Here is a 25,966-nt window from a genome sequence, read left to right as displayed (position 1 = left end):
CACGAGAGTGACCGGGGCCCGCCGCATTTCACCACCGCCTGTTTCACAACTATGGGGGCGTATGGATTCGGTTAAGAATCCGTGCCTCCCCGCATGACCCCCGTCAACGGCCGGCGACCAGGGGGTCCCGTGGACATAGCGTCGGGTAATGAACAACCCGGCGGATGAGCTGTCCGCACTGCGTGCCCTGGTGAATCATCGCGGTGTCGTCGAAGTCATGGATCTGCTCGTGCAGGGTCCGCATACGGTGCGCGAACTCCGTACCGCGCTGGGGATGCGGCGGCCGGGCGTCTCGCGGGTGCTGCGGGTGGCCGCCGCCCACGGGGTGATCACCACGGACGGCTCCGGCAGCTGGGACGAACCACTGAGCCTGGACGGCCCGATCCGGTTGACCGGAAGCGGCTGGCGCATAGTCGAACTGCTGTCCAGCTTCGCGGTGTGGGAAGCGCTGTACCAGCGCTCCAACCCCGTGCGCGAGAACTGAACCCGCTCACCACCAGCCGAGGATCGGCTCCAGCTGCTTGCCCAGTTCCGGTGCGAGCGAACGCGAATAACTCGCGGTCAGGTGATGCTCGTCGTGGTAGATGAGGATATTGCCCTCCACCACGGTGCACTGGTCCGGTTCGCAGACCGCGTTGTTCAGGTCGATGAGATGCAGGTTCGGGAAGGCCGCCGCCGGTGCCGCCGCCGGGTTCTCCGGGGACAGCGCGTCCGCGCGCTTCATGCCGCAGCTGACGCGGTTGCCGCCGCCCGCCAGGCAGTCGATGGCGCGGTAGCGAATGCCATTGCGGCGCAGCCACGGAGTGTCACGGATGCCGACCACGTGCAGGCCGCGATCCTGCAGCGCCGACCAGACGTCCACATAGTCCTGCGGGACCTCGTCGCCGCCATTGTCGGCGGGGCGGGTGGCGGTGGTGAACACCCAGTCCGGCTTCTCCGCGGCGAGCCGATCCAGCACCTCGGCCGACCAGTCGCGGCAGTCCGGATTGTGCTGGCCCTTGTACATGGCATCGTCGGCCACGGTGAGCGGGCAGCCCATCTTGAGATAGACCTCGATGCGGAAACGATGCTGCTCGCCCAGGATCTGCAACGCCGGAATCCAGTGCTCGGCATGCGAATTGCCGACCACCGCGAGCACGCGCGGCGCGTTCTTGTCGCCGTAGGTGCAGGTGATGACCGAGCGGGTGTCGAAGTCGGAGATGCAGCCGTCACGCGTCGGGTAGGCGATATCGGCGGGGGCCTCCTGCACGGTCGGCCGCATGGGCGCCCGCGGCACCAGCGCATTGTCCGTGAGCGCCGCCGCACCAGGGTATTTGGCCGGATCCAGTTCGCCGACCGCGTGCGCGTTCGCGCTGTTGGTCCACTGCCAGGCCAGCGTGGACGCGAGCAGCAGTACTCCGACCGTGCTCACCGCGACGCCGGCGAAGATTCGGGCGCGGGCCGGGAGAGTTGGGGTGGCGCGGATACGCAGCGGCTCCTCGACGAAGCGGTTCGTCGCGTAAGCCAGGACCAGCGAGACCGCGATGATGACCGTGCCGCCGAGGATTCCGGCCCGGCGCTGATGCACTTCACCCAGGTAGAAGATGAGAATCGGCCAGTGCCACAGGTACAGCGCGTACGCGAAACTGCCCAGCTTCACCATCGGCCGGGTGGCGAGCAGCCGGTTCACCAGCGGCTGCTCCGCGGTCGCCCGGCCGGAGCCGGCGAGAATCAGCGCGGCCGCGGCGAGCACCGGGATCAAGGCGGCCGGACCGGGGAACACCGACGAGCCGTTGACCAGCCACCCGCACACGGCGATGGCGGCGATACCGGCCCAGGCGAGACCCTTGCGAATCAGGTTGGGCAGGTGCACATATGGTGCGGCCAGCGCCAGCAGCGCGCCGGCCAGGGGCTCCCAGGCGCGGGCGAAGGTGTCGTAGTAGTTCCAGCCCTGCTGGGTGGAAACACCGTGCGCGGCATAACAGAACGACGCCACCACGATGATCGCGAAGAGCACCGCGAGCGCCACCCGCAGCACGCCGGCCGCGCCGAGACGGCGCAGGACCGGATACCGCAGCGCCGCCGTGCGCGCCGAACCGAATCGAATCGCGATGCGGCACAGCCACGCCACCGTGGCGACGATCAGCAGCATGCCCAGGTAGCTCTGCCCCTGCACCGACATGGACCACAGGTGCTGCAACGGGCTCACCGACGGGTCGGCGGCCAGATAGTCCGACCAGGACAGCGCCAGATACCAGTTCTGGTAGTAGAACAGCGAAGCCAGCGTCTGCGACGCGATATCCGACCAGCGGGTGTGCGGCATCAGCACCACGGCCGCCGCCACCACGGCGCACAACACCACCACCATCGCGGGTAATAGTCGGCGCAGCGTGCGTTTCAGAGTGGCCGGAACCCCGACGGCGCCCGCATCGGAGCGGCGGACGAGCATGCCGGTGAAGAAGAAGCCGGACAGGACCAGGAAGACGTCCACGCCGCCGGACACGCGCCCGAACCAGATGTGGAAGGCCACCACGAGGGCGATCGCGATGCCGCGTAGGCCGTCCAGGTCCAGTCGGTAGGCGCTGGCGGGCTTCACCGGCGCGGCCTCGGGGCCGCTCTCCGGCGTGGTCGGCTGATCGGTGCTGGATATGGACATGGCGGCGACCATTGTCGCTTCCAGGTTGCTGAATCTCCCAATCGCCACACAGAAGTTGACCGTACTGTGCCCATTCCGCCAGGTCAGGAGAATGCGAAGTAGCGTAGCCAGAGATACGGCGCGGCCACGGCGACGGTGATCGCGGTCACCACCACGCCCTTGCGGGTGAATTCCCAGAACGAGATCGGATAGTCGGATCGGCGGGCGATGCCGAGCATGACCACGTTCGCGCTGGCGCCGACCGCGGTCAGATTGCCGCCCAGGTCAGCGCCCAGGGCCAGCGCCCACCACAGGGCGTGCCCCTTGGATTCGTGGTCGATGGACTCCACGAGCTGCGCCACCAGCGGGCTCATGGTCGCCACATACGGGATGTTGTCGATGACACCCGACAGCACCGCCGACACCACCAGGATCAGCATGGTCGCCACCAGCGCGTCCCCACCGGTCAGGTGGGTGGCGTACTCGGCGAGCCGCCGGATCACCCCGGTCTTCACCAGCGCGCCGATCATCACGAACAGGCCCGCGAAGAACAGCAGGGTCTCCCACTCCACCGCGGACAGATAATCGCGTTGCGGCAGACCGGAAATCAAGACCAGCGCACCCGCGCCCAGCAGGGCGACCAGGGCGGGTTCCACCTCGAAGTACGAGTGGCCGAAGAAGCCGGCGAACACGCACAACAGCACGACACCGCACTTGATCAGCAGTTTCGGATCGCGGATGGCTTCGCGTTCGTTCAATTGCATGATGTCGGCGGCACGTTCGGGGTCGACCGTGAAACTGCCGCGGAACAGGCGCGGCAGCACCAGCGTGAACACGACCAGTTCGATCAGCACGATCGGGGTCATATTGGCCACGAAGTCGTTGAAGGTGAGTCCGCCGCGGCTGCCGATGATGATGTTGGGCGGGTCACCGATGAGGGTGCCGGCGCCACCGATATTCGAGGCCAGCACCTCGGCGATCAGGAACGGCTGCGGCGGCACTTCCAGGCGCTCGCACACCAGCATGGTGACCGGCGCGACCAGCAGCACGGTCGTCACATTGTCCAGGAAGCCCGAACCGGTGGCGGTGATGAGCACCAGCAGGATCATCACCCGCAACGCGGAACCCTTGGCGCGCTTGGCCGCCCAGATGGCGGCCCATTCGAACACACCGGTCTGCCGCAGCACGCCGACGATGATCATCATGCCGAGCAGCAGGTAGATGACGTTCCAGTCGATACCCGTCTCGTGCGAATAGAAGACATCATCGGAGTCGACGATCCCGGCCGCGATCACCACGCCCGCACCGCACAAAGCGGCGGTGGTCTTGTGCACGCGCTCGGACGCGATCAGCGTGTAAGCGATCGCGAAGACCGCGATGGCGACGACGGTCATGGAGACCGCCGCGGCGGGTTCAGTTGGCGAGCGCCACTTCCAGCAGCCGCGAGGAGGTGATCACCCCGAGCAGCTTCTTCCCATCCTGCACCGCCACCAGCGGCGACTTGTACCGCGCCATGAGCGCCGCCACCTCGACGATATTGTCGTCCGCCTTGGCCGCCGGAATCTTGGTGAGCCGCTCCGGAATCACGTCGCGCACCTTCTTCCCGCGCAACCGCTTCGCCACCTGCCCGCACATGCTCTCGTTCAGCACCCCCGCCAGCGACGGATCGTCCTGCACATACTTCGGCACGATGAACAACACCACCTGCGACGCCGGCAACACCGAATGCGGCACCCCGGCCGCATCGGTGACCAGAATCCCCGGTAGCCGATGTTCGGCCAACAGCTTCGCCGCGTCCATCGCGTCGGAGTCCAAATCGATCACCGGGTATTCCTCGGCCATCTGAGCGGCATGCATAACTGCAGGATACGACGCCTTGCCGGGGTTCCACGTCAGAAGAATACGTCAAGATCGATTAGCCGAGTGACGGCGAAACCAGCAGGTCACTCACTATTCACAGCGACCGGTGGGGTGCGGCGGCGTACGGATTCCGTCAAGATCACTCCGGAGCGGCCTAGCATCGGAGGGGTGAAGACTTCCGATTTGGGCGCGAAGCTGTTGCGTACCCGCTGGTTTATGCGGGCTCCCATCGGATTGTTCCGGGCCAGACTGGGATTCGTGTTCGGGGGGCGGTTGCTGCTGCTCGAGCATCTCGGGCGGAAGTCGGGGCAGTGGCGGGATGCCGTGCTGGAGACCGTGGCTCGGCCGAAGCCGGACACCGTGGTGATTGCGTCCGGGTTCGGGACCGGGGCGCAGTGGTATCGGAATCTGCAGGCGCAGCCCGAGTGCCGGGTGAGTATCGGGGGGCGGTATCGGGCCGTGGCCGTGGCTCGGACGCTCGCGGATACCGAAGCCGTGTCGGTGCTGGCCCGGTACAAGTGCGAGCATCCGCGGGCTTACCGGGAATCGAGCGGCGTCATCGAGGCTGCCATCGGGGGCAGCATCGATGAGGTGCCGCTGGTGGAACTCACTCTGCGCGGCTGAGGAATTCGCGGCCGCGGGTCAGTGATGTAGCGGTTCCATGTGCAGGGGGACGCCGAGGCGGTTCCACATATTGATCTGGGCGGTGACCGCCACCAGGCCGGCGCGTTCGCCCTCGTCGAAATGCTTTTCGACGGCTGCCCAGACCTCGTCCGTCACGCCTTGGCGGTCGAGGCGGGTGGCGGCCTCGGCGTAGTCGAGGGCGGCCTTCTCGGTGCCGGTGAACTGCGCGGACTCCCACCAGGCGGTGAGGTGGGCGAGGCGGAGATCGGTTTCGCCGGCCTTGCGGGCCTCGTCGGTGTGCATGTCGATGCAGTACAGGCAGCCGTTCAGCTGCGAGACGCGCAACTTCACCAGATGCCGCACGGTGGCGTCGAGCGGGCCGTTGATGATGGCGATCTCGGCGGCCACCCAGCCCTTGTAGACCTCGGGGGCGGCCTCGGCCATGTTCATGCGCTGCATGATGTCGTCCTTTCATCCTCCGAATCGGATATACACCCTGGACGAGACGGCGCCGCGCTACGTGACGGGCGCCGGCCTGTGAAGCCGGTCACCCACCAGCGCGGCGACCACACCCAGTATCAAGGCCGCCCCATGGATGTTCGCGGCCGCCACCAGCACCACCCCCACGACCACCGGGAGTGCCGCGGCCGGGCGGCGCAGATCCACGCCCCGCGCGACGAGCACCCGCGACGGGCCGATGAACAACGCACACGCGACGATCGCGGGGACCAACGCCCACGCCGACAAGGTGGCGAACATGTCCGCACTCCATACCGCCACCGTCACGGCCGCCCACCCCGGTAGCCGGCCGTCCCGTCGCCACAACGCCACCGCAAGCGCCCCGGCCAGACCACAATTCGCGATCGAATTGCCGCCGCCCACCGGCTGCCACGCATACGCGATGAACTCCACGGCCACCCCGACCCCGAAATACTGGACCGCCCAGCGAGATCGGGGGAGCACCTGCTCGGCGAGCACACCGAGCACGGCGAGGAAGATCAAATTCACCAGCGTCCCGCCGACCCCGCCGTCCTGCACGAACAGCGCGGTCCCCGACCGCCACCAATCCCCGTGCAGCCCGGCCGGAGTCCGCTCCAGCCTGGCCAGCACCCCGGGCACCGGCCACTGCAGAACGTTCACGACAGCCGTCACCACGAACACGGCACACGTCAATGCCGGAAAGCGCCGCAACCCGATTCGATCCAGAACAAGCACACGCGCGAGATTAGCCAGCCGGTCCACGCGACAGCAGACCCGACTCGGACCGCCGCGGCAACCTCGGAAGCGACCACCCCGAGGCAGCCCGCTACCACACCCCGGTCCCGAGGCAACGACCCGCCGGAACCGGATCAGCGCACGGGCTCTGGCAGCGGCCACCGCTCCGGCCGGATGTCCGCGCCGGAGCCCCGCCCCCGAATTTCCCTGGCGGAGGCGGCCCGCCCCCTTGCGCGGGCCGCCTGGGCCACGATCAGGGCCGGGTCAGGGCGGCGTAGCGGGCGATGTGCTGGTCGGTGGTGCCGAACTCGTATTGGACGGCGGTGAGGCGCTTGAAGAAATGGCCGATGGCGAGTTCCTCGGTCATACCCATGGCGCCGTGCAGCTGGACCGATTCCTGGCCGATGCGGCGGGCCGCCCGGCCGATGGTGGCCTTGGCGGCGGAGGCGGCGCGGGCGCGTTCCGGCGCCGGGGCGTCCAGTTTGAGGGTGATCAGATAGGTTGCGGCCACTGCCTGTTCGAGTTCCAGGAGCATGTCGACCATGCGGTGTTGCAGGGCTTGGAAACTCGCGATGGGGACGCCGAACTGCTGGCGCTGCTTGGCGTATTCGACGGTGTCGGCGAGGACCTTGCGCATGGCGCCGACCGCTTCCGCGCAGACCGCGGCGATGGCCTCGTCCACGGTGGCGGCGATGGCTCCGCCCGCCTGCGCGAGCAGCAGGGCGTCGGCGGGCAGGCGCAGCTGTTCGAAGGTCAGATCGGCGGCCTGACGTTCGTCGATGGTGCGGTAGTTGTGCGCGGTGATCCCGGCAGGCGGATTCGCCGGGTCGTAATCGACTGCGAACAGGGCGATTTCGCCGTCCACCGCCGCGGACACCAGCAGATGGGTGGCGAGTGGGGCAGAGGTGACAACAGTCTTGACGCCCGTGAGAATCCAGTCCTCACCATCCTTTTCGGCGGTGGTGGCGACCTTGGTGTAGTCGTAGCCGGATTGCGGTTCCAGCGCGGCGAATCCGGTGATGACCTCACCGGCGACAATGCCGGACAGCAGATCCTCGGCGCGTTTGCCGGTGGCGCGGCGCAGCAGGCCGCCGCCCACCACCACGGTGTCGACATACGGTTCCAGCACGAGCGCGCCGCCCAGCGCCTCGGCGATGATCATGGTCTCGACGGGTCCGCCGTCGATACCGCCGGCGGATTCGGGCAGGGCCGCGCCCAGGATGCCGACCTCGTCGGCGAGTCCACGCCAGAGGTCCGGCTGCCAACCGGCCCCGACACGGGCTGCGGCACGGCTGTTCTCGAGGTGATAGCGGGCCGCGAGGAACTCCGTGACGGTGTCGCGGAGGAGTTCCTGTTCGGCGGTGAAAGTGAAGTCCACGACTACAGTCCCAGGGTTGCTTTGGCGATGATGTTGCGCTGAATCTCATTGGAGCCGGCGTAGATCGAACCGGCGCGGTCGTTGAAGTAGCGCAGCGGCGCGACCGCCTGCCACTCCTCACCCGTCACGAAACCGTCCGCGGGCGGGACGAACTCGGCGATCGGGCCACCCGGCTTGACGGCGTGCGGCTGGTAAGCGCGGCCCCGCGGTCCCGCCGCCTCCAGGGCGAGCTCGGTCAGCGCCTGGCTCAGTTCCGTGCCCAGAATCTTGATGGTGGACGCGGCCGGGCCGGGATCCTTACCGCTGGAAACCAGTGACAGCGTGCGGTATTCGAGGATCTCCAGCACGTCCGCGCGCAACCGGGCATCGGCGAGCTTGGCGCCGAAGGCCGGATCATCGATCAGCGCACCGCCGTTCGGGCCGACCGCGGTCTTCGCGGCCTGCGCCAGCTCCTCGGCCATGACCTGCAAGGCCGGCGCGGCCGCGCCGCCACCCCGCTCGAAGTTGAGCAGGTACTTGGCGACGGTCCAGCCGTCGTCGATCGCGCCCAGCACGTTCGCCTTCGGCACCCGGACCTGGTCGAAGAACACCTGGTTCTGCACCTGCTCGCCGGAAGTCATGACCAGCGGCCGGATCTGGATGCCGGGCGTGCGCATATCGATGAGCACGAAGGTGATGCCCTGCTGCTTCTTGGCCTGCTTCGACGTGCGCACCAGGGCGAAGATCCAGTTCGCCTCGGTGGCGTGCGTGGTCCAGATCTTCGAGCCGGTGACCACCAGATCCTCGCCGTCGGCGACGGCGGCCATGCTCAGCGAGGCCAGGTCCGAACCCGCCTCGGGCTCCGAATAGCCCTGGCAGAAGAAGACTTCGCCGGTGAGGATGCGCGGCAGGAAGAAGTCCTTCTGCTCCGCGGTGCCGAACGCCATGATGGCGTGCGAGACCATGCGGATGCCCATGGGGGAGAGGTTGGGCGCGCCGGCCAGGGTGCATTCGCGGCCGAAGATGTAGTGCTGGGTGAGGCTCCAGTCGCATCCGCCGTACTTCACCGGCCAGGCGGGGGCGGCCCAGCCGCGCTCGTGCAGGATGGCCTGCCATTCCATGCTGGCTTCGTGATCGGGGTAGACGCTCGTCGCGAGCCGGCCCGCCCGGCGTAGATCATCGGTTAACTTCTCGTCGAGGAAGTGTCTCACTTCGTCGCGAAATGCCAGATCGGCAGGGGACCAGTCCAGATCCACGGTGACTCCTTGTCAGAGAACTGGCACTAACCATCTCACCGGGTACGGGCCTCTGGCAAATGTGCGGGCACCCGCCCTCACTTAACGCCATTGACATTCCACTGTGGCTGGTTATCATTGGATGCATACATTCCAATGTGGAACGTATCTCCGAGAGGATGCGACATGGACATCACCAGTGGCACCCGCGCCTCCGATGCCGAGCGCGCGCAGGTTGCCGACCAGCTCGGTCGTCATATGTCCGACGGCCGCCTCGACCTAGCCGAATACAACGAACGCCTCACCCGCGTCTACGGCACCGCCACTCGCGAAGACCTGGCGCTGGTCCTGCAGGACCTGCCGAAACTGTCGAAAACCACTGCCGCGCAGGCCGCTTCACGCACCCGCCTGCCCATCTGGCAGCGGATCGAAGGCAGCGCCTGGCTCGGCGTCGGCGTGCTGTGCCTCGCCATCTGGGCCGTGATCTCCCTCGCGGCACACGAATTCACCTACCCGTGGCCGATCTGGGTCATCGGCCCGTGGGGTGCCGCGCTGGTCTTCCGGGTCGTCATGGGCTGGGAATCGGCTGCCTGGCAGCGGTTCCGGACCCGCTGAGCATGCGGTCATGTCCGGCTATCCGGTACTGCTGGCTTCACATGTAATGGTGGGCACCGCCGGGCTGCTGCTCGGCCCGGTGCTCGCATGGGCCGACGCGCGCGCCTGGCGGCAGGCCCGCGGCCTCGGTGACTGGTACCTGGGAGTGCTTGCCGCCGTGTGTCTTACGGCCACCGGCATGGTGTGGTGGCGTCGCCACGATCTGTGGTGGCTCATCCCGGTTTCGGCGCTCACGTTCACGCTCGGGGTGCTGGGCCGGCGGGCGGCGGGGCGGCCGGCGGGCTGGACGCATGCCTACGTGCACGGACTGGGCGGTTCTTATATCGCCTTGTGGACGGCCACGCTCGTCGTGGCCTTCGCCATCGACGGCCCCCTGTACGGCTCGGCCCAATTGGTGGCCTGGCTCGGGCCGACCCTGGTCGCCCTGCCCCTGCTCGAGCTCTGGCGGCGGCGCCTCCCCGCCCCCGTCGCGGTCCGCTGACCGGCCCGGAACACGCAGCAGCCCGGCGTATCGGATACGCCGGGCTGCTAAGCGCGTGCTCGCGAGTTATCGCGAATTACGCAGGCTTGATGTTCTCCGCCTGCGGGCCCTTCTGGCCCTGCGCGATGTCGAAGGAGACCTTCTGGCCCTCCTGCAGCTCGCGGAAGCCCTGGGAGGCGATGTTCGAGTAGTGCGCGAAGACGTCGGGGCCCCCGCCGTCCTGCTCGATGAAGCCGAAGCCCTTTTCCGCGTTGAACCATTTCACGGTGCCGGTAGCCATTGAGCGACCTTTCCTTTTCTGGGTGAATCCGCACCTTGCGGATCCGGTGTCGCCGTTCAGTACCACTGAAAAAACAAATACGCGCCTGCTGGGTGTCTTGCAGGCGCGTACAGAAGTCTGTGAGAACCACAATTGCAACGGCTAGAGCCTACCTGATCTTTCGCTCATCCGACGAATCGCCTGTAGCGACGGCGTTTCACCCCACCCGCCGAACGCGCTTCCCGGCATACCCGGAGCAACCGGGGGTGAGGGGGTAGTCTGAGCCGCTGTGCACCTGAAGAGTCTGACGCTGAAGGGTTTCAAGTCCTTTGCGTCCGCGACGACGCTGCGATTCGAACCGGGGATCACCTGCGTGGTCGGGCCCAACGGCTCCGGAAAATCGAATGTCGTCGATGCCCTCACCTGGGTCATGGGTGAGCAGGGCGCGAAAGCGCTGCGGGGCGGGAAGATGCAGGACGTCATCTTCGCCGGAACCACAGGGCGCGCGCCACTCGGTCGTGCGGAAGTGACGCTCACCATAGACAACTCCGACGGCGTGCTCCCCATCGATTACTCCGAGGTGTCGATCACGCGGCGCATGTTCCGCGACGGCGCCGGCGAGTACGAGATCAACGGGAACACCTGCCGGCTCATGGACGTGCAGGAACTGTTGAGCGACTCCGGTATCGGGCGCGAGATGCACGTCATCGTCGGTCAGGGGCAGTTGTCGGCCATCCTGGAATCCCGGCCCGAGGACCGGCGCGCCTTCATCGAGGAGGCCGCGGGTGTGCTCAAGCATCGGCGGCGCAAGGAGAAGGCCGTCCGCAAGCTGGATGCCATGCAGGCCAACCTGGCTCGCCTCACCGACCTCACCACCGAGCTACGCCGGCAGTTGAAGCCGCTCGGGCGGCAGGCCGAGGTGGCGCGCCGCGCCGCGACCGTGCAGGCCGAACTGCGGGACTCGCGACTGCGATTGGCCGCCGACGACCTGGTCACGCGGCGGCGCGAACTGGAGAGTCAACAGAGTAAAGAGGCCTATGCACGCGAACAGCACGTGAACGTGCAGGCCGAGCTGGATGCCGCGAATGCGGCGCTGGCACAGCAGGAATTCGAGCTGTCGCGGCTGACCCCGAGCGCGGAGGCCGCGGCGCAGACCTGGTTCCAGTTGTCCGCATTGACCGAACGTGTCAATGCGACTATCCGGATCGCGCGAGATCGGGCGCGCAACCTCACCATCGAACAACCGACCGGTACCGGCCGCGATCCGGAACAACTCGAACGCGAAGCCGAACGCGTCGAAGCCGAAGAAGCCGAACTGCTCGCCGCCGTCGAGATGGCCACCGAAACCCTCGAAGCCGCACGCGATCAACTCCACGAACGCGAACAAGCCGCCAAGGCCGCCGAACAGGCCCACCTCGCAGCCGTCCGCGCCATCGCCGACCGCCGCGAAGGCCTCGCCCGCCTCTCCGGCCAGGTCGACACCCTGCGCAGCCGCGCCCAATCCGTCGACGGCGAAATCGCCCGCATCTCCGCCTCCATCGCCGAGGCCCGCACCCGCGGCGCCGACGCCGACGCCGAATTCGAGTCCGTCCAGGCCGAACTGAGCGAACTCGACGCCGGCGAGGCCGGCCTCGACGCCCAATACGAACACGCCGCCGAGGCCCTCGCCCACGCCGACCAGCGCGTCACCGAACTCCGCGAAAAGGACCGCGAGGCAGGCAAACGCGTCGCCTCCCTCACCGCCCGCATCGAAGCCCTGAACATGGGCCTCCGCCGCAAGGACGGCGCCGCCTGGCTGCTGGAAAACCGCACCCACGGACTCCTCGGCCCGCTTTCCGGCCTCCTCCGCGTCCACACCGGCTTCGAAACCGCCGTAGCCGCCGCCCTCGGCCCCCTCACCGACGCCGTAGCCGCCGACACCGCCCCGACCGCCCACGCCGCCGTCCACGCACTCAAGGAAGCCGACGGCGGCCGCGTAGCCCTCGTGTACACAGACGGCGCCGCACCGGCCTCGTACGGCGCTACGGGTGAATCGGCCGGTGCGGCAGCCGGATACACCGCCGCATCGAACGGCTCCGCAAACGGTGGGGGACAGGCCGGTCCGCCGCTGCCGGGGTCGGCGCGCTGGCTGGCCGAGGTGGTGGACTGCCCCGGACATCTGCGGGCTGCCATCGGTGCGCTTACCGCGGGTATCGCTGTGGCAGAGGATCTTGCGGCCGCGACACAGGTGGTCGCGGCGCGGCCCGAGCTGCGGGTGGTTACCCGCGACGGAGATCTGACCGGGCCCGGATGGGTGCTGGGCGGATCCGAACGGGTACCGAGTCTGCTCGAGGTGCAGGCCGATATCGACTCGGCCACCACCGAACTCGCCTCCTGGCAGCGGCAGGCCGAGGAGCTGGAAGCCGCGCTGGCGGGCGCGCTCGCCGAGCAGACCGATCGCAAGGAAGCCGTCGATCACGCACTGCTGGCCCTGCACGAATCCGATCAGGCGCTGGTCTCGATCTACGACCGGCTCGGCCGGCTCGGCCAGGCCGCGCGCAGTGCCCAGACCCAGTGCGAGCGCCTGCTGGCCCAGCGCGCCGACACCGAAGCCGGACGCGAGGAAACCCTCACCAAACTGGCCGAACTCGAAGACCGGCTGCGGCATTCGGAACTCGAACAGGACGGGATGGATCCCGAAGCCGCGGGCACCGAATCCGCGGGACTGCTGCGCGAGGAGGCCGCGGCCGCCCTCGCCGAGGCCCGATCCATGGAAGTCGAAGCCCGCCTCGCCGTCCGCACCGCCGAGGAACGCGCCGAATCCGTGCGCGGCAAGGCGGATTCGCTGCGCCGCACCGCCCGCGCCGAACGCGAGAACCGCGCCCGCGCCGAACGCGCCCACGCCGCCCGGCGACAGGCCTCCGCCGTGGCCGCCGTCGTCGCCGAATCCGCGGAGAAGGTCGCCGCCGAACTCGAGCTCGTGGTGGCCCAGGCCGCCGCCCGCCGCGACGAATTGGTCCGGCGCCGCACCGAATTCGCGGCCCAGGTCGACCAGACCAAGGAACGCGCCCGCGCCCTCGCCACCCAGCTGTCGCAGCTCACCGACGCCGTGCACCGCGACGAGGTGGCCCGCGCTCAGGCGGCCCTGCGCATCGAACAGGTCGAGACCACCATCTCCGAACAGTTCGGCATCTCCCTCGACGACCTCATCGGCGAATACGGCCCGGACGTCCTGATGCCGCCCACTGCCCTCGAACTCATGGAGTACGAGCAGGCCAAGGAACGCGGCGACCAGGTCAGCGAACCGCAGCCGATGCCCTACGACCGCGCCACCCAGGAACGCCGCGCCAAACGCGCCGAGAAGGACCTCACCACCCTCGGCAAGGTGAATCCCCTTGCGCTGGAAGAGTTCGCGGCCCTCGAGGAACGCTACAACTTCCTCGCCACCCAGCTCGAGGACGTCAAGAAGGCCCGCCAGGACCTCCTCGACGTGGTCGCCGAGGTGGACGCCCGCATCCTGCAGGTCTTCACCGAGGCCTACGAGGACGTGGAACGCGAATTCGTGCACGTCTTCAGCAAGCTCTTCCCCGGCGGCGAGGGCCGGCTGCTGCTCACCGATCCGGTGAACATGCTCGCCACCGGCGTCGAGGTCGAGGCCCGCCCGCCGGGCAAGAAGGTGAAGCGGCTGTCGCTGCTGTCCGGTGGTGAGAAATCCCTTGCCGCCGTGGCCTTCCTGGTCGCGATCTTCCGCGCCCGCCCCTCACCGTTCTACGTTATGGACGAGGTCGAGGCCGCGCTGGACGACACCAACCTGCGCCGCCTCATCACCCTGTTCGAGCAGCTGCGCGAGAAGAGCCAGCTGATCGTCATCACCCACCAGAAGCCCACCATGGAGATCGCGGACGCGCTCTACGGCGTGAGCATGCGCGGTGACGGCATCACGCAGGTCATCTCCCAGCGCCTCCGCGGCGAGAACCTGGTCGGCGCGGCAGCGAGTTGACGCGCCGCCGGTGCTCGGCGGCAATGGATTTCAGGCGGACGGGCGGATCAGCTCGTCCGCCAGCCACTGCGCGATTCCGGTGGTGAAGGGCGGCCGCAGGCCGAGGACGATGTGCCGGAAACCGGCATCGATGACCGCGCCGATCGCCTTGCGTGTGTCGGCGGGCTGGTCGTAATCGACCGGGACGTGCACGGATCGGGTGATTTCGGCGGGGTCGCGGCCGATCTCGGCGCAGTAGCGGTCCAGGACGGCACTGCGTTCCGCCAGGTCTGCGGCGTCACCGCCGCCCGGGATGTTCCAGAGGTCGGCATGTTCGGCGACCACGCGCAGGACGCCGGAGGAGCGGCCGGCGATCAGGATCGGCGGATGCGGGCGCTGTACGGGTTTCGGGTTACCGAAGGCGCCGGTGAGGTCGTAGTAGGTGCCGTGGAAGTCGAAGGGGACCGGTTCGGTCCATTCCTTCCGGATGATCGTGCAGGCCTCGGCGAGACTGCCGACCGCGTATTTCGCATCGTGGTAGGGGAGTCCGTGCGCCTCGTACTCGCGCCGGGCCAGGGGATGACTCGGCCGGGAACCGGCGCCGATGCCGAAGTCGAGTCGTCCGCCGGAGACGATGTCGACGGTGGTGGCGATCTTCGCCAGTACCGCGGGTGGCCGGAATCGATTGCTGGTCACCATGATTCCGAGTCGTAGCCGCTGAGTTTGCGCGGCCAGCGCGGAGAGCAGGGTCCAGCCCTCGAATATCGGGCCGTCGATCGGCCCGCCGATCGGCATGAGGTGGTCGAAGAGCCAGGCGTGCTCGATCTCGGGGATCGCGTCGGCTTCTTGCCAGACGTGCTGGATGTCCTGGTATTCGACCTGCTGGGGAGCGGTGGCGATACCGAAGGTGAGTGGGGTGTTCGTCATGTCGAGCCTGTCCTTCCGTGCTGGTCACGGCCGACTGCAGAGCAAACGGAACGCTGCTCCGATAATGATACGGAGCAGCGTTCCGTTTTGGCAAGGGCTCGGCGCGACGACGATCCGGCTAGCCCGCGAGTCGCGACTTCAATTGCGCGGCACCGGTTTCGGTGAGCCACGCCTCGAACGTGTGCAGCGACGGCAGGATCTCGCGCAGCGCGGGGATATCGGCATGCCAGCCCTCGTCCTCCGTCCGGGTCAGCGTCCAGACCCGCGCGATCTGCGCGCCGAGTGCGACCGCCTCCGATTCGGGAACCTCCTCGTATCGCACCGGATAGCCGGTGTGCTCGGTGATCAAGGCCAGCGCGGCGGGAGCGGTCAGCTCGTCACCGGCCAGCTCCAACGTCCGGCCGTGAAAGCGGTCCGGGTCGGCGAACGCCAATTCCGCGAAGGCCGCGATATCGTCCAGCGCGATCGACTGCACCGCCTTGCCTGCTGGGAACAGATGCCGGTGCACGCCGTCGGTGATGCCGTCCACCGGGGCGTTCTGCATCAGGAAGTTCTCCATGAAGCGCACCGGACGCAGCACGGTCCAGCGCAGATCGCTCGCCTGCAAGGCCCGCTCGATGCGCCGCTTCCCCTCCGCGCCCCAGGACTTCTCCTTCTTGAACGAGGCGACGCCGGTGAAGACGATCTGCTCCACCCCGGCCTGCCGGGCCGCCGCCAGCACCGCCTCCCCACGCCCCGCCTCCACTTCGACATTCCAGCCCGCCGGCCCGAAGACCGCGGGCGGCACCAGGAACACCGCGTGCGCCCCGGCCACCGCCGGGCCCAAGGTCTCCGGCGCGTCGAAATCGCCGACCGCCACCTCCGCGCCGAGTGCGGCGAGTTCCTGCGCCACAGCGGATTCCGGATCGCGCACCAGGATGCGGACCGGCCGGCCCGCCGCGAGCAGTCGCCGCGCGGTGGCGTGGCCCTGCTTGCCGGTGGCGCCGGTGATCAGAACGAGGTCGTTCCGAGCAGACATGTTCACCCTGTTTCTTCGGTAGTATTCGGGTCGGTCGACCCGTATTCGAACGCTAGATGCGTACGAAACCGGTTGGCGAGCACCGGAAAGGAACCGCGTAACGAAATGTCCGCGCCCACCCTGCCCCGCACCGGCTCCGGCCCGCGCGCCGATGCCCGCCGCAACCGCGCCCTCGTCCTCGCCGCCGCCCAGCGCGTCCTCGCCGAACGCGGCACCTCGGTCTCCTTGGCCGAGGTCGCCCGCCAGGCCGGCGTCGGCGCGGGCACCGTGTACCGGCATTTCCCCACCAAGATCGCACTGGTGGAAGCGGTCATGCAGCAGCGCATCGACCGCCTCACCGCCGTGGCGCTCCGCCATCGCGGCGCACCCGATCCGGGCGCCGCTTTCTTCGCCTTCTGCACCGAAGTGGTGGTTTCCAGTCACCGCAATCAGGCCGTCTGCGACCTCATGGGCGAGGACGGCTGGCCGCGGGAACTCATCCGCGACGCCGGCACCCGCTTCCACACCGCCATCTCGGACCTGCTCACCGCCGCCCAGCAGCAGGGCGCCGTACGGCCCGGCATCGAACTCTCCGACGTCCTCGCCCTGTTCGTCGGATGCGTTGCCATCCAGCGCCTCTCGCCCGAACCCGGCCTGTCCCGTCCCGCAGCCTTGGTCCTGGACGCCCTGCGCGCTACCCGCCCGCCTGCCACCGTAACGAAAGCCGAAACTGCCCCCGCGGGTCGTGACGAAAGTCGCCGCCGTAACGAAACCCCGGCCACGCACTGCCCGATGTGTGCGGCCCCCGTTCGTCCCACCGCCACCGGCCGCCCCGCTCGCTACTGTTCCTCCGCCTGCCGTCAGAAGGCCCACCGACGCCGCCACGCAACGACATCGGTGCGGTCGGCGGCGGGTGATGTTGCCGTGTAAGGGTTTCGAACAGACTGCCTTGCTCAGCTGCGCGAATCGCCCTGCGCGCGTATGCCGTCCAGGATGATGCCGACGACGCGGTCGACCGTGTCGGGGCGGGACTCGGTGTGGGCGGGGATCTGCAGCATCATCAGCACCTCTATATCCGGCAGGCCGATATCGGGGCGGAGATCGCCGTCGGTGTGTGCGTGGTCGATCAGCTGACGTAGTTGATCGAAGAGCAGGTTCCGGGTCTTCGTCACCGCCGGGTCGTCCTTGACCAGTTGGTGTGCGGCGGGCTCGATGGCCGCGGCTTGGGCGCCCAATTGCATTTCGGCGCATTCGCGGAGTACGCGGCAGAGGGCCGACCAGGCCGTGGGCTCTTCGCGCCGGGCTGTTGTCACCAGTTCGACGATATTGGCCATGTGCGCCGCCGCGGTGGCGGTGAGCAGGGCGTCGCGGTCGGGGAAGCGGCGGTAGAGGGTGCCGACGCCGACGCCGGCCCGGTCGGCGATGTCCTTCATGGGCACGTTGGCGCCGCGTTCGCAGAACACCTCCAGGGCGGCGCGCAGGATCTGGTCGCGATTGCTGCGGGCGTCGGCGCGCAACTGGTCGGCCGTGGTCCTCACCTCCGGGCAAGTGGACGAAATTCTTCCGCTTAGCGTAGCATCGGTTCAAGTGGACGAAAATCGTCCGGTTATCCCGATCGGGGAGTAGTCATGAAGACATCGGTATTGATCTCCGGGGCCGGCGTGGGCGGCTCGACCCTCGCCTACTGGCTGGCCGACAACGGATTCCAGGTCACCGTGGTGGAACGCGCAGGCGCGCAACGCTCCAGCGGCAACCCGGTCGACGTGCGCGGACCCGCCGTCGACGTGGTGAACCGGATGGGTGTCCTGCCCGAATTGCGTAAGGCGGCGACATCCGTGGATCGGATCAGCTTCGTCGACGCGAAAGGTGCGGTGCGCGCCTCTGTCCGCACCGGCGGCACGAGCGACGGCGCCGGGGAAGAGGTCGAACTGCCGCGCGCCGAACTGGCCGCCATCCTGCTCGACGCCGCGCGTGATCGCGCCGAAATCCGGTGGGGCGACACCATTACCGGCCTCACCGACGACGGGCAACGGGTCGCCGCGACCTTCGCGGAATCGGCGCCCGCCACCTACGACTATGTGATCGGCGCGGACGGCCTGCACTCCGGGGTCCGGCGTCTCGTCTTCGGCGAGGAGCGGGAGTTCGTGCGGCACAAGGGGTTCTACGTGGCGACCCTGCCGATCGAGCGGGCGCTCGGCCGCGAGCGCGAGGTGATCATGTACAACACGCCCGGACGGTCGGTATCCGTGCATCCCGCGGGCGGAAAGCCACTGGCGGCCTTCATCTTCCGCGGCCCAGAAACGCCCGACTACGACTATCGGGATACGGCACAGCACAAGCGGCTGGTCCTCGCCGCCTACACCGGGCGCATGGGAGCGTTCGGCGACCTGCTCGATCAGGTCGGCGCAGCGCCCGACCTGTACTTCGACGCCGTCTGCCAGGTCCGCATGGCGTCGTGGTCACGCGGCCGCGTCGCACTGCTCGGCGACGCCGGATCCAGCCTGTCCCTCTTCGGCGACGGTTCCACCCTCGCCATCACCGGCGCCCACACCCTCGCCGAGGAACTGACCCGCACGCCCGCCGACCCGCACACCGCCTTCACCCGCTACGAACACCGCCACCGCCGCCTGCTCGCCCCCAAGCAGCGCGGCTTCCGCCTGGCCGGAGCCCTGATGGTGCCGGCCAGCCGCCCCGGAATCCTCGCTCGCGACACCGTGGTACGACTGCTCCCGCGCATCTGAGCCCCTGCTCTCGCGCATCGGAACCGATCCGGCTCAGAGTAGGTCGCTGACGTCGTCGGGGACGTCGACCGCGTATTTGCGGAGGGTCTCCATGGGAACCACCTCCAGGGCGTTCTCGTGGGTCGCGGCCAGGATCACCGGTGCGGCCACTCCGTCCTCGTGGGCGTGCAGCCAGCGCACCGCCACCACGCACCAGCGGTCGCCGGGCTGCAGGCCGGGGAAGTTGTTCTCCGGCCGCGGGGTGATGAGGTCGTTGCCGATCGATTTCTGGTGCTCCAGGAATTCCGCGGTGACCACGGTGCACACGGTGTGGCTGCCAAGATCTTCGGGCCCGGTGCTGCAGCAGCCGTCCCGGTAGAAACCGGTGAGAGGATCGGTGCCACACTCCTCCAGCGGTCCCCCAAGCACATTTCGATCGTTCACGCCGCCGATCCTATTGTCTCGGTGTCGCATTCGCCGCTCCTTCCGCACTGTGGTGCGTTGTCGAGCAGACCGGTCGGTCGTTGTTCGGATTCGAACCACTCCACCCGGCGTGTCCGCCGCATCCGCGGCGTACATCTGTGATAGATGACACTGCTCTCCGACGCGTCGGTAGGTGTGTGAATCGGGCATACAACTGCCTCTGAAAGGATGGGGCCGTGACGACTGCAGAAGTTTGGATCCTCCTCGCCGCGATCGTTGCGGTCCTGCTCGTGGCGCTGGTTGCCGGTTATGCCCTGAACAAGCGCCGCCGTATCTCGCTGACCCCGGAAGCTGCCGAAACCCAGGAGCTGACCGACCGGTCCGGCGGCTACACCGCAGCCGGAGGATTCAGCTTCAGCCAGGGCGGCAAACCCGCCCCCGAACCCGTCCGGCTCCAGCGCACCGACGACGAGGGCCAGCCCCACATCGGCGACGACGCCGCCATCCCGCGCGACGCGGCGAAACGCACCATCACCAACGTCCCCCTGCCGGATCCCGAACAGGGCCCGGAGGCTGCGCCCACCAAGACCCCACAGCCGGGTCCCGGCAAAGCCCCGCAGTCCGCCGCCGGCAAGGCCCCGCAGTCTGCCACCGGAAAGTCCGTCACTCCGGCTGAATCCACGTCGTCCGCCGGCGATGCCGCGACCGCTGCCACCGGTGAATCCACCGAGGCGGAGAGCCGGACGGCTGCAACGTCTACCGGACAGCCGGCCGCCGCGACCGCCGGTGAAAGCACCGAATCGGGCACTGCCGCGGAGTCGTCCGAAGCCGCTGCGACCGAATCCGGCCTACCCGCCTCGAGTTCTGCCGAGTCGGCCGCTGCCGACGCCGCGGCAGCCGACCTCGCCGCCGCCGACGCCGAGGTAGCCGCGGTCGAGGCCCTCGAGGCCGAGGCCGCCGAAGCGGGTTACGCCGCAGCCGAAGTCGCTGCCGCCGCCGGCGCCGCTGTCGCCGCACGCCCCGCGCCGGCCGAAAAGGCCGCACCTGCCGAGGTTTCCGGCCCCCACGAGGAGATCGACCCCACCACGGGCCGGCTGACCCGCCTACGCGGGCGGTTGTCCCGCTCGCAGAACGCCGTCGGCAAGTCGCTGCTCGGCCTGCTCGGCGGTGGCGACCTCGACGAGGATTCGTGGGAAGAGATCGAGGACACCCTCGTGATGGCCGATCTCGGCACCGCGAGCACCGCGAAGATCGTGGACCGCTTGCGCGAGGAGATGGCGTCCCGCAGCGTGCGGACCGCCGCCGATGCGCGGGCCGTCCTGCGCGAGGTGTTGATCGAGGCGCTGCGGCCGGAGCTGGATCGCTCGATCCGCGCGCTGCCGCATGACGATCATCCGTCGATTCTGCTGGTCGTGGGCGTGAACGGCACCGGAAAGACCACCACCACAGGCAAATTGGCGCGCGTCCTGGTGGCCGACGGCCGCCGGGTGCTGCTGGGCGCGGCGGACACCTTCCGTGCGGCGGCGGCCGATCAGCTGCAGACCTGGGGTGAGCGGGTCGGCGCGGACACCGTGCGTGGCAAGGAGGCCGCGGATCCGGCGTCGGTCGCGTTCGACGCGGTGAGCGTGGGCATCGAGCGCGGTGTGGACGTGGTGCTCATCGATACCGCGGGCCGCCTGCACACCAAGACCGGCCTGATGGACGAGCTGGGCAAGGTCAAGCGCGTGGTGGAGAAGAAGGCGAAGGTCGACGAGGTCATCCTGGTGCTGGATGCCACGGTCGGCCAGAACGGCCTGACGCAGGCGCGTGTTTTCGCCGAGGTGGTCGATATCACCGGTGTGGCGCTGACGAAGCTGGACGGAACGGCCAAGGGCGGCATCGTGTTCCAGGTGCAGCACGAACTCGGCGTACCAATCAAACTGGTCGGTTTGGGCGAGGGCGCGGATGATCTTGCTCCCTTCGAGCCCGGCGCCTTCGTCGACGCACTGCTCGGTTAACCCGCGACTACCAGCGCAAATCCATAGAACAAAATCATCCTCACAACACGGTCGTAACACTGGCGCGATCCGGGAAACCTGAACGCAACAGTGTCCTCTCATCCGTTCACCTACGCGAAACGCCGCAGGATCACGGCTGAAACACCGACTGACGAATCTCATTGCAGGCTTTATCGCAGGTTGCTGCAGAGCCAGATGATGAGGAGGACAAAAGGTGCCGTACCCCTTGACCGGCTTGCCGGACACCGGTGACACCGCATGGATGCTGGCGAGTTCCGCGCTCGTGCTGCTGATGACCCCTGGACTGGCGTTCTTCTACGGTGGCATGGTCCGTAGCAAGCACGTGCTCAACATGATCATGATGAGCGTCAGTGCCATGGGCATCGTGGGCGTGCTCTGGGCTATCTACGGATTCTCGGTTTCATTCGCCAACAACAAATTCGGACTGATCGGTGATCCGACGCAGTTCTTCGGACTCAAGGGCATGATCGGCCCGGACGCGGCGGCCAAGACGGCCTCCTCGCCCGAAGCCGACATCGCACTGGCCGGTAACACGCACATCCCGATGACCGTGTTCGTGGCCTTCCAGCTCATGTTCGCGATCATCACGGTCGCCCTGATCTCGGGTGCGGTCGCCGACCGTCTCAAGTTCGGCGCCTGGGCGCTGTTCGCCGCGGTGTGGTCCACCGTCGTCTACTTCCCGGTCGCGCACTGGGTCTTCGACGGCAACGCCACCGACGCCAACGGCAACATCGTGCACGAGGGCGGCTGGATCCTGAACAAGCTGCACGTGGTCGACTTCGCGGGTGGTACCGCGGTGCACATCAACGCCGGTGCCGCGGGTCTCGCCCTCTGTCTGGTGCTCGGCAAGCGCAAGGGCTGGCCGAAGACCCCGATGCGGCCGCACAACCTCCCGTTCGTCATGCTCGGCGCCGGCCTCCTGTGGTTCGGCTGGTTCGGATTCAACGCCGGTTCTGCGCTGTCCTCCAACAACTCCGCCGGCTCCACCTTCCTGACCACCACCTTCGCCACCTGTGCCGCCATGCTGGGCTGGCTGCTCGTGGAGAAGCTGCGTGACGGTCACGCCACCTCGCTGGGCGCCGCGTCCGGTCTGGTCGCGGGTCTGGTCGCCATCACCCCGTCCTGTTCCTCGGTGAACGTGCTGGGTGCGCTGGCCGTCGGTGCGGTCGCCGGTATCGTCTGCGCGCTCGCGGTCGGCCTGAAGTACAAGTTCGGCTTCGACGACTCGCTCGACGTGGTCGGCGTGCACATGGTCGGCGGCATCATCGGCACCCTGATGGTCGGCCTGGTGGCCACCAAGGAGGCGCCGGCCGGAGTCAAGGGTCTGTTCTACGGTGGCGGTGTCGATCAGCTCTGGCGGCAGGCCGTCGGTGCGGGCGTCGTCCTCGCCTACTCCTTCATCCTGACCCTGATCATCGCCCTCGCGATCAAGTACACGATCGGCCTGCGCGCTTCCGAAGAGGAAGAGTTCGAGGGCATGGACGAGTCGGAGCATGCTGAAACGGCATACGATTTCGCTGCTGTGGGTGGTACGGCGCGTACCGCCGCCGTCAAGGAGGCATGACGAAAATGAAACTGATCACTGCGATCGTCAAACCGTTCACGCTCGAGGACGTCAAGACCGGGCTGGAGCAGGCGGGCGTGCTCGGCATGACCGTCAGCGAGGTCCAGGGCTACGGTCGCCAGAAGGGCCACACCGAGGTCTACCGCGGCGCCGAGTACTCGGTCGACTTCGTACCGAAGGTCCGCGTCGAGGTGGTTGTGGATGACGCCTCCGTCGAAAAGGTCGTCGAGGTGATCGTCGAGGCCGCCCGCACCGGAAAGATCGGTGACGGCAAGGTCTGGGTGACTCCGGTGGACGCGATCATCCGTGTCCGCACCGGCGAACGCGGTTCCGATGCGCTCTAAATAGAAGACGGATCCAGTGGCGGCCCCGGCCTCCCGTCGGTGTCGAACCGGCGGAAAGCCGGGGCCGCCCCCGTGCACGGTGATGAACTGAATCGATGGGTGGTGGGTTGTGGGTTTCCAGAACGGTGAGAAAGTCTCCAACGGGGCATCGGACCTGGTCCGGGCCCGCGACCAATTGCTCATCGAGGCCGGCGGACCCGAGGGGAACGGGCGCAACGCGCGCCTCGACCCGGAAGCCCTGCGACAGGCCATGGTCGACCTGTTCGAACTGTGGCTGACCACCAAGGGACACGAGGTCGGCATCACCGCCGACAGCGGACTCGCCATCGTCGCGGTGGGCGGCCTGGGCCGGCACGAGATGCTGCCGTACTCCGATCTGGATCTGGTACTGCTCTACGACGACGTCGATCCGCAACGGGTCGCCGAGGTCGCCGATCAGCTCTGGTACCCGCTCTGGGACGCGCACATCAAGCTCGACCACAGCGTTCGCACTGTCCCGCAAGCGCTCCGGGTCGCCGCCGACGATCTCACCGCCGCGCTGGGCCTGCTGGACGCCCGGCACATCGTCGGTGACGAAGGCCTGAGCACGCTGCTGATCAGCGGGGTGCGCCGGGACTGGCGGGCCGGAATCCGTTCACGCTTCGAGGAACTCATCGCCCAGACCGAAACCCGTTGGCGGCGCAGCGGAGAGATCGCGCACCGCGCCGAACCCGATCTCAAGAACGGGCGCGGCGGCCTGCGCGACATCCAGCTGCTCGATGCCCTCGCCATCGCACAACTGACCGACGCCATGCCGGGGCTCGGTCCGGACGTGCCCGGCGGCGGGCTGAAACAGGCGCATCGCCGCCTGCTGGACGTGCGCACCGAACTGCATCGGGTAGCGGGCCGCGCACGAGATCAATTGCGCGCCCAGGACGCCGACGAGATCGGCGCGGCCCTGCGCATCGGGGACCGCTTCGACCTCGCCCGCACCCTGAGCGATGCCGCCCGCACCGTCAGCTATTCGACCGATGTCGGCTTGCGGACCGCGGGCAACGCGCTGCCGCGGCGCGGCCTCGCGCGCCTGCGCCGCGTCCCGGTGCGGCGACCACTCGATGAGGGGGTGGTCGAGCACGCCGGTGAGGTGGTGCTCGCGCGCGACGCCCGCCCGCAGCGCGATCCCGGGCTGATCCTGCGCGTGGCCGCCGCCTCCGCGCAGACCGGATTACCCATGTCCGCAACGACTTTGAACCGCCTCGGCGAGGACGCGCCCGAACTACGCGAGCCGTGGCCCAAGGAAGCGCTCAACGATCTGCTGGTGCTGCTGGGCGCGGGCCGCGGCACCGTCGAGGCCATCGAGGCGCTGGACCGGACGGGCCTGTGGGGCAGGCTGTTTCCGGAATGGGGTGTGGTGCGCGATCTTCCGCCGCGCGACGCCATTCACACCTGGACTGTCGACCGGCATCTCACCGAGGCGGTCGCGCAGGCGGGTGCGCTGTCGACCCGCGTGGCCCGCCCGGATCTGCTGCTGATCGGCACGCTGCTGCACGATATCGGCAAGGGGCGCACGGAGGATCACAGTCTGGTCGGCGCCGAGCTGGCCGTCTCCATCGGCAAGCGGCTGGGCTTGTGGCCCGCCGATGTGCAGACGGTGTCGGCCATGGTCCGGCATCATCTGCTACTGCCCGATACCGCGACCCGCCGCGATCTGAGCGATCCGGAGACGGTGAACATGGTCGTGAAGCTGCTGGACGGGGATCCGCAGCTGCTCGAATTGCTGCACGCCCTGGCCGAAGCGGACGCGCTGGCCACCGGGCCCGGGGTGTGGAACGACTGGAAGGCCTCGCTCATCGGCGATCTGGTGCGGCGCTGCCGGATGGCCATGGCCGGTGAGGAACTGCCCGCGCCCGAATCGATTCCGGACGAATTGCGCCGGCGCGCGGAAAGCGGTGGCGTGCACGTGGATCTGGAGCCGGGGGAGGGGCGCTACCACCATGTGGTGACCGTGGTCGCTCCCGATACTCCTGGACTGCTCTCGGACGCGGCCGGCGTGCTGGCCCTGCATTCGCTGCGGGTGCTGTCGGCGAATCTGGCGAGTGTGGGCGCCTCGGCGATCGACACCTTCGTGGTGGCGCCGCGGTTCGGTGATCCGCCGGACCCGGGTCTGCTGCGCCAGGAATTGATCCGGGCCATCAATGGCGATCTGGATCTGGGGACGGTGCTGGCGCGGAAGGAACGGGAGGCGGGCGGTACCCAGCGCAGTCCGTACGCGCAGGCGCAGCCGCGGGTTTTCTGGATCGAGACGACGGAACCGGGCCGGGTGTTGCTGGAATTGCGGGCCGAGGATCGGATCGGATTGCTGAGCCGGCTGGCCGCGGCGCTGGCGGACGCGGGCGTGAATGTGTCGTGGTCGAAGGTGGTGACCATGGGTTCGGTGGTGATCGACACCTTCTGCCTGGATCTGGGGGCCTCCGACACGCCGCAGCGACGGGCGGAGATCGAGGTGGCGGTGTTGTCGGTGGTGCCGCCGCAGCAACCGAAGAAAACGCCCGAAGCGGACACCGAAAACGGATCTACCTCTGTTTTCTGACCGATCGCCAGGCTGTGGGATTAACTGGCAAACCTTGTGTTCGCCAGTTAATTGGATCGTTGCGAGCAATTTGCTGAAATACCGATCAAGTGACCGGCATCACACCCTAATATCGCTTTCGGCCCAAGCTGTCGCAAGCATGAGGGGAGCAGGTCGGTGGCAATTGAAGTTGTTTCGGCGTCAATG

The 25,966-nt window shown here is 68.0% G+C and carries 23 protein-coding genes; 11 read left to right on the top strand and 12 right to left on the bottom strand.

Annotated elements, in window-relative coordinates; all coding sequences use genetic code 11:
* Positions 1–148 precede the first annotated feature (148 nt).
* Positions 149–484 carry a hypothetical protein gene (locus tag ACH438_RS08425; protein WP_397002691.1) on the top strand — a complete coding sequence of 112 codons (336 nt, stop codon included), beginning with the start codon at positions 149–151 and terminating at the stop codon, positions 482–484.
* Between the two features lie 6 nt (positions 485–490).
* On the opposite strand, the gene ACH438_RS08420 is transcribed toward ACH438_RS08425, so the two are convergent.
* The 3 genes from ACH438_RS08420 to ACH438_RS08410 form a co-directional block, all read right to left on the bottom strand.
* Positions 491–2,635, bottom strand: coding sequence for an acyltransferase family protein (locus ACH438_RS08420; protein ID WP_397002689.1), 2,145 nt, complete (start codon positions 2,633–2,635; stop codon positions 491–493).
* 83 nt (positions 2,636–2,718) lie between these two features.
* On the bottom strand, positions 2,719–4,008 hold the full coding sequence (locus ACH438_RS08415) for an SLC13 family permease (RefSeq protein ID WP_397002687.1): 1,290 nt from the start codon (positions 4,006–4,008) through the stop codon (positions 2,719–2,721).
* 19 nt (positions 4,009–4,027) lie between these two features.
* Complete coding sequence (locus tag ACH438_RS08410) at positions 4,028–4,471, bottom strand: CBS domain-containing protein (protein WP_397002685.1); 444 nt, start codon at positions 4,469–4,471, stop codon at positions 4,028–4,030.
* 171 nt (positions 4,472–4,642) lie between these two features.
* Here ACH438_RS08410 and ACH438_RS08405 point away from each other — a divergent pair, with 171 nt between their 5' ends.
* A complete protein-coding gene (locus ACH438_RS08405; RefSeq protein ID WP_397002683.1) occupies positions 4,643–5,098 on the top strand; it encodes a nitroreductase family deazaflavin-dependent oxidoreductase in 456 nt (151 codons plus the stop codon).
* Positions 5,099–5,116: 18 nt separating this feature from the next.
* Here ACH438_RS08405 and ACH438_RS08400 read toward each other — a convergent pair whose 3' ends face one another.
* From ACH438_RS08400 to ACH438_RS08385, 4 genes are all read right to left on the bottom strand, one after another.
* A complete protein-coding gene (locus ACH438_RS08400; protein WP_397002681.1) occupies positions 5,117–5,557 on the bottom strand; it encodes a carboxymuconolactone decarboxylase family protein in 441 nt (146 codons plus the stop codon).
* Between the two features lie 57 nt (positions 5,558–5,614).
* Positions 5,615–6,313, bottom strand: coding sequence for a rhomboid family intramembrane serine protease (locus ACH438_RS08395; RefSeq protein WP_397002679.1), 699 nt, complete (start codon positions 6,311–6,313; stop codon positions 5,615–5,617).
* Positions 6,314–6,566: 253 nt separating this feature from the next.
* Complete coding sequence (locus ACH438_RS08390; protein WP_397002677.1) at positions 6,567–7,691, bottom strand: acyl-CoA dehydrogenase family protein; 1,125 nt, start codon at positions 7,689–7,691, stop codon at positions 6,567–6,569.
* A 2-nt stretch (positions 7,692–7,693) separates the two neighbouring features.
* Entirely contained in the window at positions 7,694–8,926 is a 1,233-nt protein-coding gene (locus ACH438_RS08385; protein ID WP_397002675.1) for an acyl-CoA dehydrogenase family protein, read from the bottom strand.
* Positions 8,927–9,091: 165 nt separating this feature from the next.
* Between ACH438_RS08385 and ACH438_RS08380 the strand changes: the two genes are divergently transcribed.
* On the top strand, positions 9,092–9,520 hold the full coding sequence (locus ACH438_RS08380; protein ID WP_397002673.1) for a DUF1707 domain-containing protein: 429 nt from the start codon (positions 9,092–9,094) through the stop codon (positions 9,518–9,520).
* A gap of 10 nt (positions 9,521–9,530) precedes the next feature.
* Positions 9,531–10,001: a hypothetical protein gene (locus ACH438_RS08375; RefSeq protein ID WP_397002671.1), complete on the top strand. Its 471-nt coding sequence runs from the start codon at positions 9,531–9,533 to the stop codon at positions 9,999–10,001.
* Between the two features lie 76 nt (positions 10,002–10,077).
* Here ACH438_RS08375 and ACH438_RS08370 read toward each other — a convergent pair whose 3' ends face one another.
* Positions 10,078–10,281, bottom strand: a complete 204-nt coding sequence (locus ACH438_RS08370; RefSeq protein ID WP_194898450.1) for a cold-shock protein — start codon at positions 10,279–10,281, stop codon at positions 10,078–10,080.
* A 268-nt stretch (positions 10,282–10,549) separates the two neighbouring features.
* Between ACH438_RS08370 and smc the strand changes: the two genes are divergently transcribed.
* The gene (smc, locus tag ACH438_RS08365; protein WP_397002668.1) at positions 10,550–14,239 is read left to right on the top strand and encodes a chromosome segregation protein SMC; all 3,690 of its coding nucleotides are present in this window, start codon (positions 10,550–10,552) and stop codon (positions 14,237–14,239) included.
* A 30-nt stretch (positions 14,240–14,269) separates the two neighbouring features.
* On the opposite strand, the gene ACH438_RS08360 is transcribed toward smc, so the two are convergent.
* Both ACH438_RS08360 and ACH438_RS08355 read right to left on the bottom strand, forming a co-directional pair.
* Positions 14,270–15,145 carry an LLM class flavin-dependent oxidoreductase gene (locus ACH438_RS08360; RefSeq protein WP_397002666.1) on the bottom strand — a complete coding sequence of 292 codons (876 nt, stop codon included), beginning with the start codon at positions 15,143–15,145 and terminating at the stop codon, positions 14,270–14,272.
* Positions 15,146–15,263: 118 nt separating this feature from the next.
* Positions 15,264–16,163, bottom strand: a complete 900-nt coding sequence (locus tag ACH438_RS08355) for an NmrA/HSCARG family protein (RefSeq protein WP_397002664.1) — start codon at positions 16,161–16,163, stop codon at positions 15,264–15,266.
* A 105-nt stretch (positions 16,164–16,268) separates the two neighbouring features.
* Here ACH438_RS08355 and ACH438_RS08350 point away from each other — a divergent pair, with 105 nt between their 5' ends.
* Positions 16,269–17,072 carry a TetR/AcrR family transcriptional regulator gene (locus ACH438_RS08350; protein WP_397002661.1) on the top strand — a complete coding sequence of 268 codons (804 nt, stop codon included), beginning with the start codon at positions 16,269–16,271 and terminating at the stop codon, positions 17,070–17,072.
* A 23-nt stretch (positions 17,073–17,095) separates the two neighbouring features.
* Here ACH438_RS08350 and ACH438_RS08345 read toward each other — a convergent pair whose 3' ends face one another.
* A complete protein-coding gene (locus ACH438_RS08345; protein WP_397002659.1) occupies positions 17,096–17,680 on the bottom strand; it encodes a TetR/AcrR family transcriptional regulator in 585 nt (194 codons plus the stop codon).
* A gap of 90 nt (positions 17,681–17,770) precedes the next feature.
* Here ACH438_RS08345 and ACH438_RS08340 point away from each other — a divergent pair, with 90 nt between their 5' ends.
* Positions 17,771–18,883, top strand: coding sequence for an FAD-dependent monooxygenase (locus ACH438_RS08340; RefSeq protein WP_397002657.1), 1,113 nt, complete (start codon positions 17,771–17,773; stop codon positions 18,881–18,883).
* A gap of 33 nt (positions 18,884–18,916) precedes the next feature.
* On the opposite strand, the gene ACH438_RS08335 is transcribed toward ACH438_RS08340, so the two are convergent.
* The gene (locus ACH438_RS08335) at positions 18,917–19,306 is read right to left on the bottom strand and encodes a DUF2237 family protein (RefSeq protein WP_397002655.1); all 390 of its coding nucleotides are present in this window, start codon (positions 19,304–19,306) and stop codon (positions 18,917–18,919) included.
* Positions 19,307–19,521: 215 nt separating this feature from the next.
* Between ACH438_RS08335 and ftsY the strand changes: the two genes are divergently transcribed.
* From ftsY to ACH438_RS08315, 4 genes are all read left to right on the top strand, one after another.
* The gene (ftsY, locus tag ACH438_RS08330) at positions 19,522–21,282 is read left to right on the top strand and encodes a signal recognition particle-docking protein FtsY (RefSeq protein ID WP_397002653.1); all 1,761 of its coding nucleotides are present in this window, start codon (positions 19,522–19,524) and stop codon (positions 21,280–21,282) included.
* Between the two features lie 214 nt (positions 21,283–21,496).
* On the top strand, positions 21,497–22,867 hold the full coding sequence (locus ACH438_RS08325; RefSeq protein ID WP_397002651.1) for an ammonium transporter: 1,371 nt from the start codon (positions 21,497–21,499) through the stop codon (positions 22,865–22,867).
* Between the two features lie 5 nt (positions 22,868–22,872).
* Entirely contained in the window at positions 22,873–23,211 is a 339-nt protein-coding gene (locus ACH438_RS08320; RefSeq protein ID WP_040811017.1) for a P-II family nitrogen regulator, read from the top strand.
* Between the two features lie 109 nt (positions 23,212–23,320).
* Complete coding sequence (locus ACH438_RS08315) at positions 23,321–25,780, top strand: [protein-PII] uridylyltransferase (RefSeq protein ID WP_397002649.1); 2,460 nt, start codon at positions 23,321–23,323, stop codon at positions 25,778–25,780.
* The last annotated feature ends 186 nt before the right edge of the window (positions 25,781–25,966 follow it).

This window comes from Nocardia sp. NPDC020380, assembly GCF_044386975.1.
In the GTDB taxonomy this organism is placed as follows: domain Bacteria; phylum Actinomycetota; class Actinomycetes; order Mycobacteriales; family Mycobacteriaceae; genus Nocardia.
This window is presented reverse-complemented; position numbering and strand designations above follow the sequence as displayed.

What these genes read in the sequence shown, in the direction of transcription:
- ACH438_RS08350 (WP_397002661.1), top strand. Translation starts at nt 16,269, where the DNA reads ATGTCCGCGCCCACCCTGCCCCGCACCGGCTCCGGCCCGCGCGCCGAT.
- ACH438_RS08360 (WP_397002666.1), bottom strand. Translation starts at nt 15,145, where the DNA reads ATGACGAACACCCCACTCACCTTCGGTATCGCCACCGCTCCCCAGCAG.
- ACH438_RS08425 (WP_397002691.1), top strand. Translation starts at nt 149, where the DNA reads ATGAACAACCCGGCGGATGAGCTGTCCGCACTGCGTGCCCTGGTGAAT.
- ACH438_RS08355 (WP_397002664.1), bottom strand. Translation starts at nt 16,163, where the DNA reads ATGTCTGCTCGGAACGACCTCGTTCTGATCACCGGCGCCACCGGCAAG.
- ACH438_RS08375 (WP_397002671.1), top strand. Translation starts at nt 9,531, where the DNA reads ATGTCCGGCTATCCGGTACTGCTGGCTTCACATGTAATGGTGGGCACC.
- ACH438_RS08320 (WP_040811017.1), top strand. Translation starts at nt 22,873, where the DNA reads ATGAAACTGATCACTGCGATCGTCAAACCGTTCACGCTCGAGGACGTC.
- ACH438_RS08380 (WP_397002673.1), top strand. Translation starts at nt 9,092, where the DNA reads ATGGACATCACCAGTGGCACCCGCGCCTCCGATGCCGAGCGCGCGCAG.
- ACH438_RS08400 (WP_397002681.1), bottom strand. Translation starts at nt 5,557, where the DNA reads ATGCAGCGCATGAACATGGCCGAGGCCGCCCCCGAGGTCTACAAGGGC.
- ACH438_RS08340 (WP_397002657.1), top strand. Translation starts at nt 17,771, where the DNA reads ATGAAGACATCGGTATTGATCTCCGGGGCCGGCGTGGGCGGCTCGACC.
- ACH438_RS08370 (WP_194898450.1), bottom strand. Translation starts at nt 10,281, where the DNA reads ATGGCTACCGGCACCGTGAAATGGTTCAACGCGGAAAAGGGCTTCGGC.
- ACH438_RS08415 (WP_397002687.1), bottom strand. Translation starts at nt 4,008, where the DNA reads ATGACCGTCGTCGCCATCGCGGTCTTCGCGATCGCTTACACGCTGATC.
- ACH438_RS08420 (WP_397002689.1), bottom strand. Translation starts at nt 2,635, where the DNA reads ATGTCCATATCCAGCACCGATCAGCCGACCACGCCGGAGAGCGGCCCC.
- ACH438_RS08410 (WP_397002685.1), bottom strand. Translation starts at nt 4,471, where the DNA reads ATGCATGCCGCTCAGATGGCCGAGGAATACCCGGTGATCGATTTGGAC.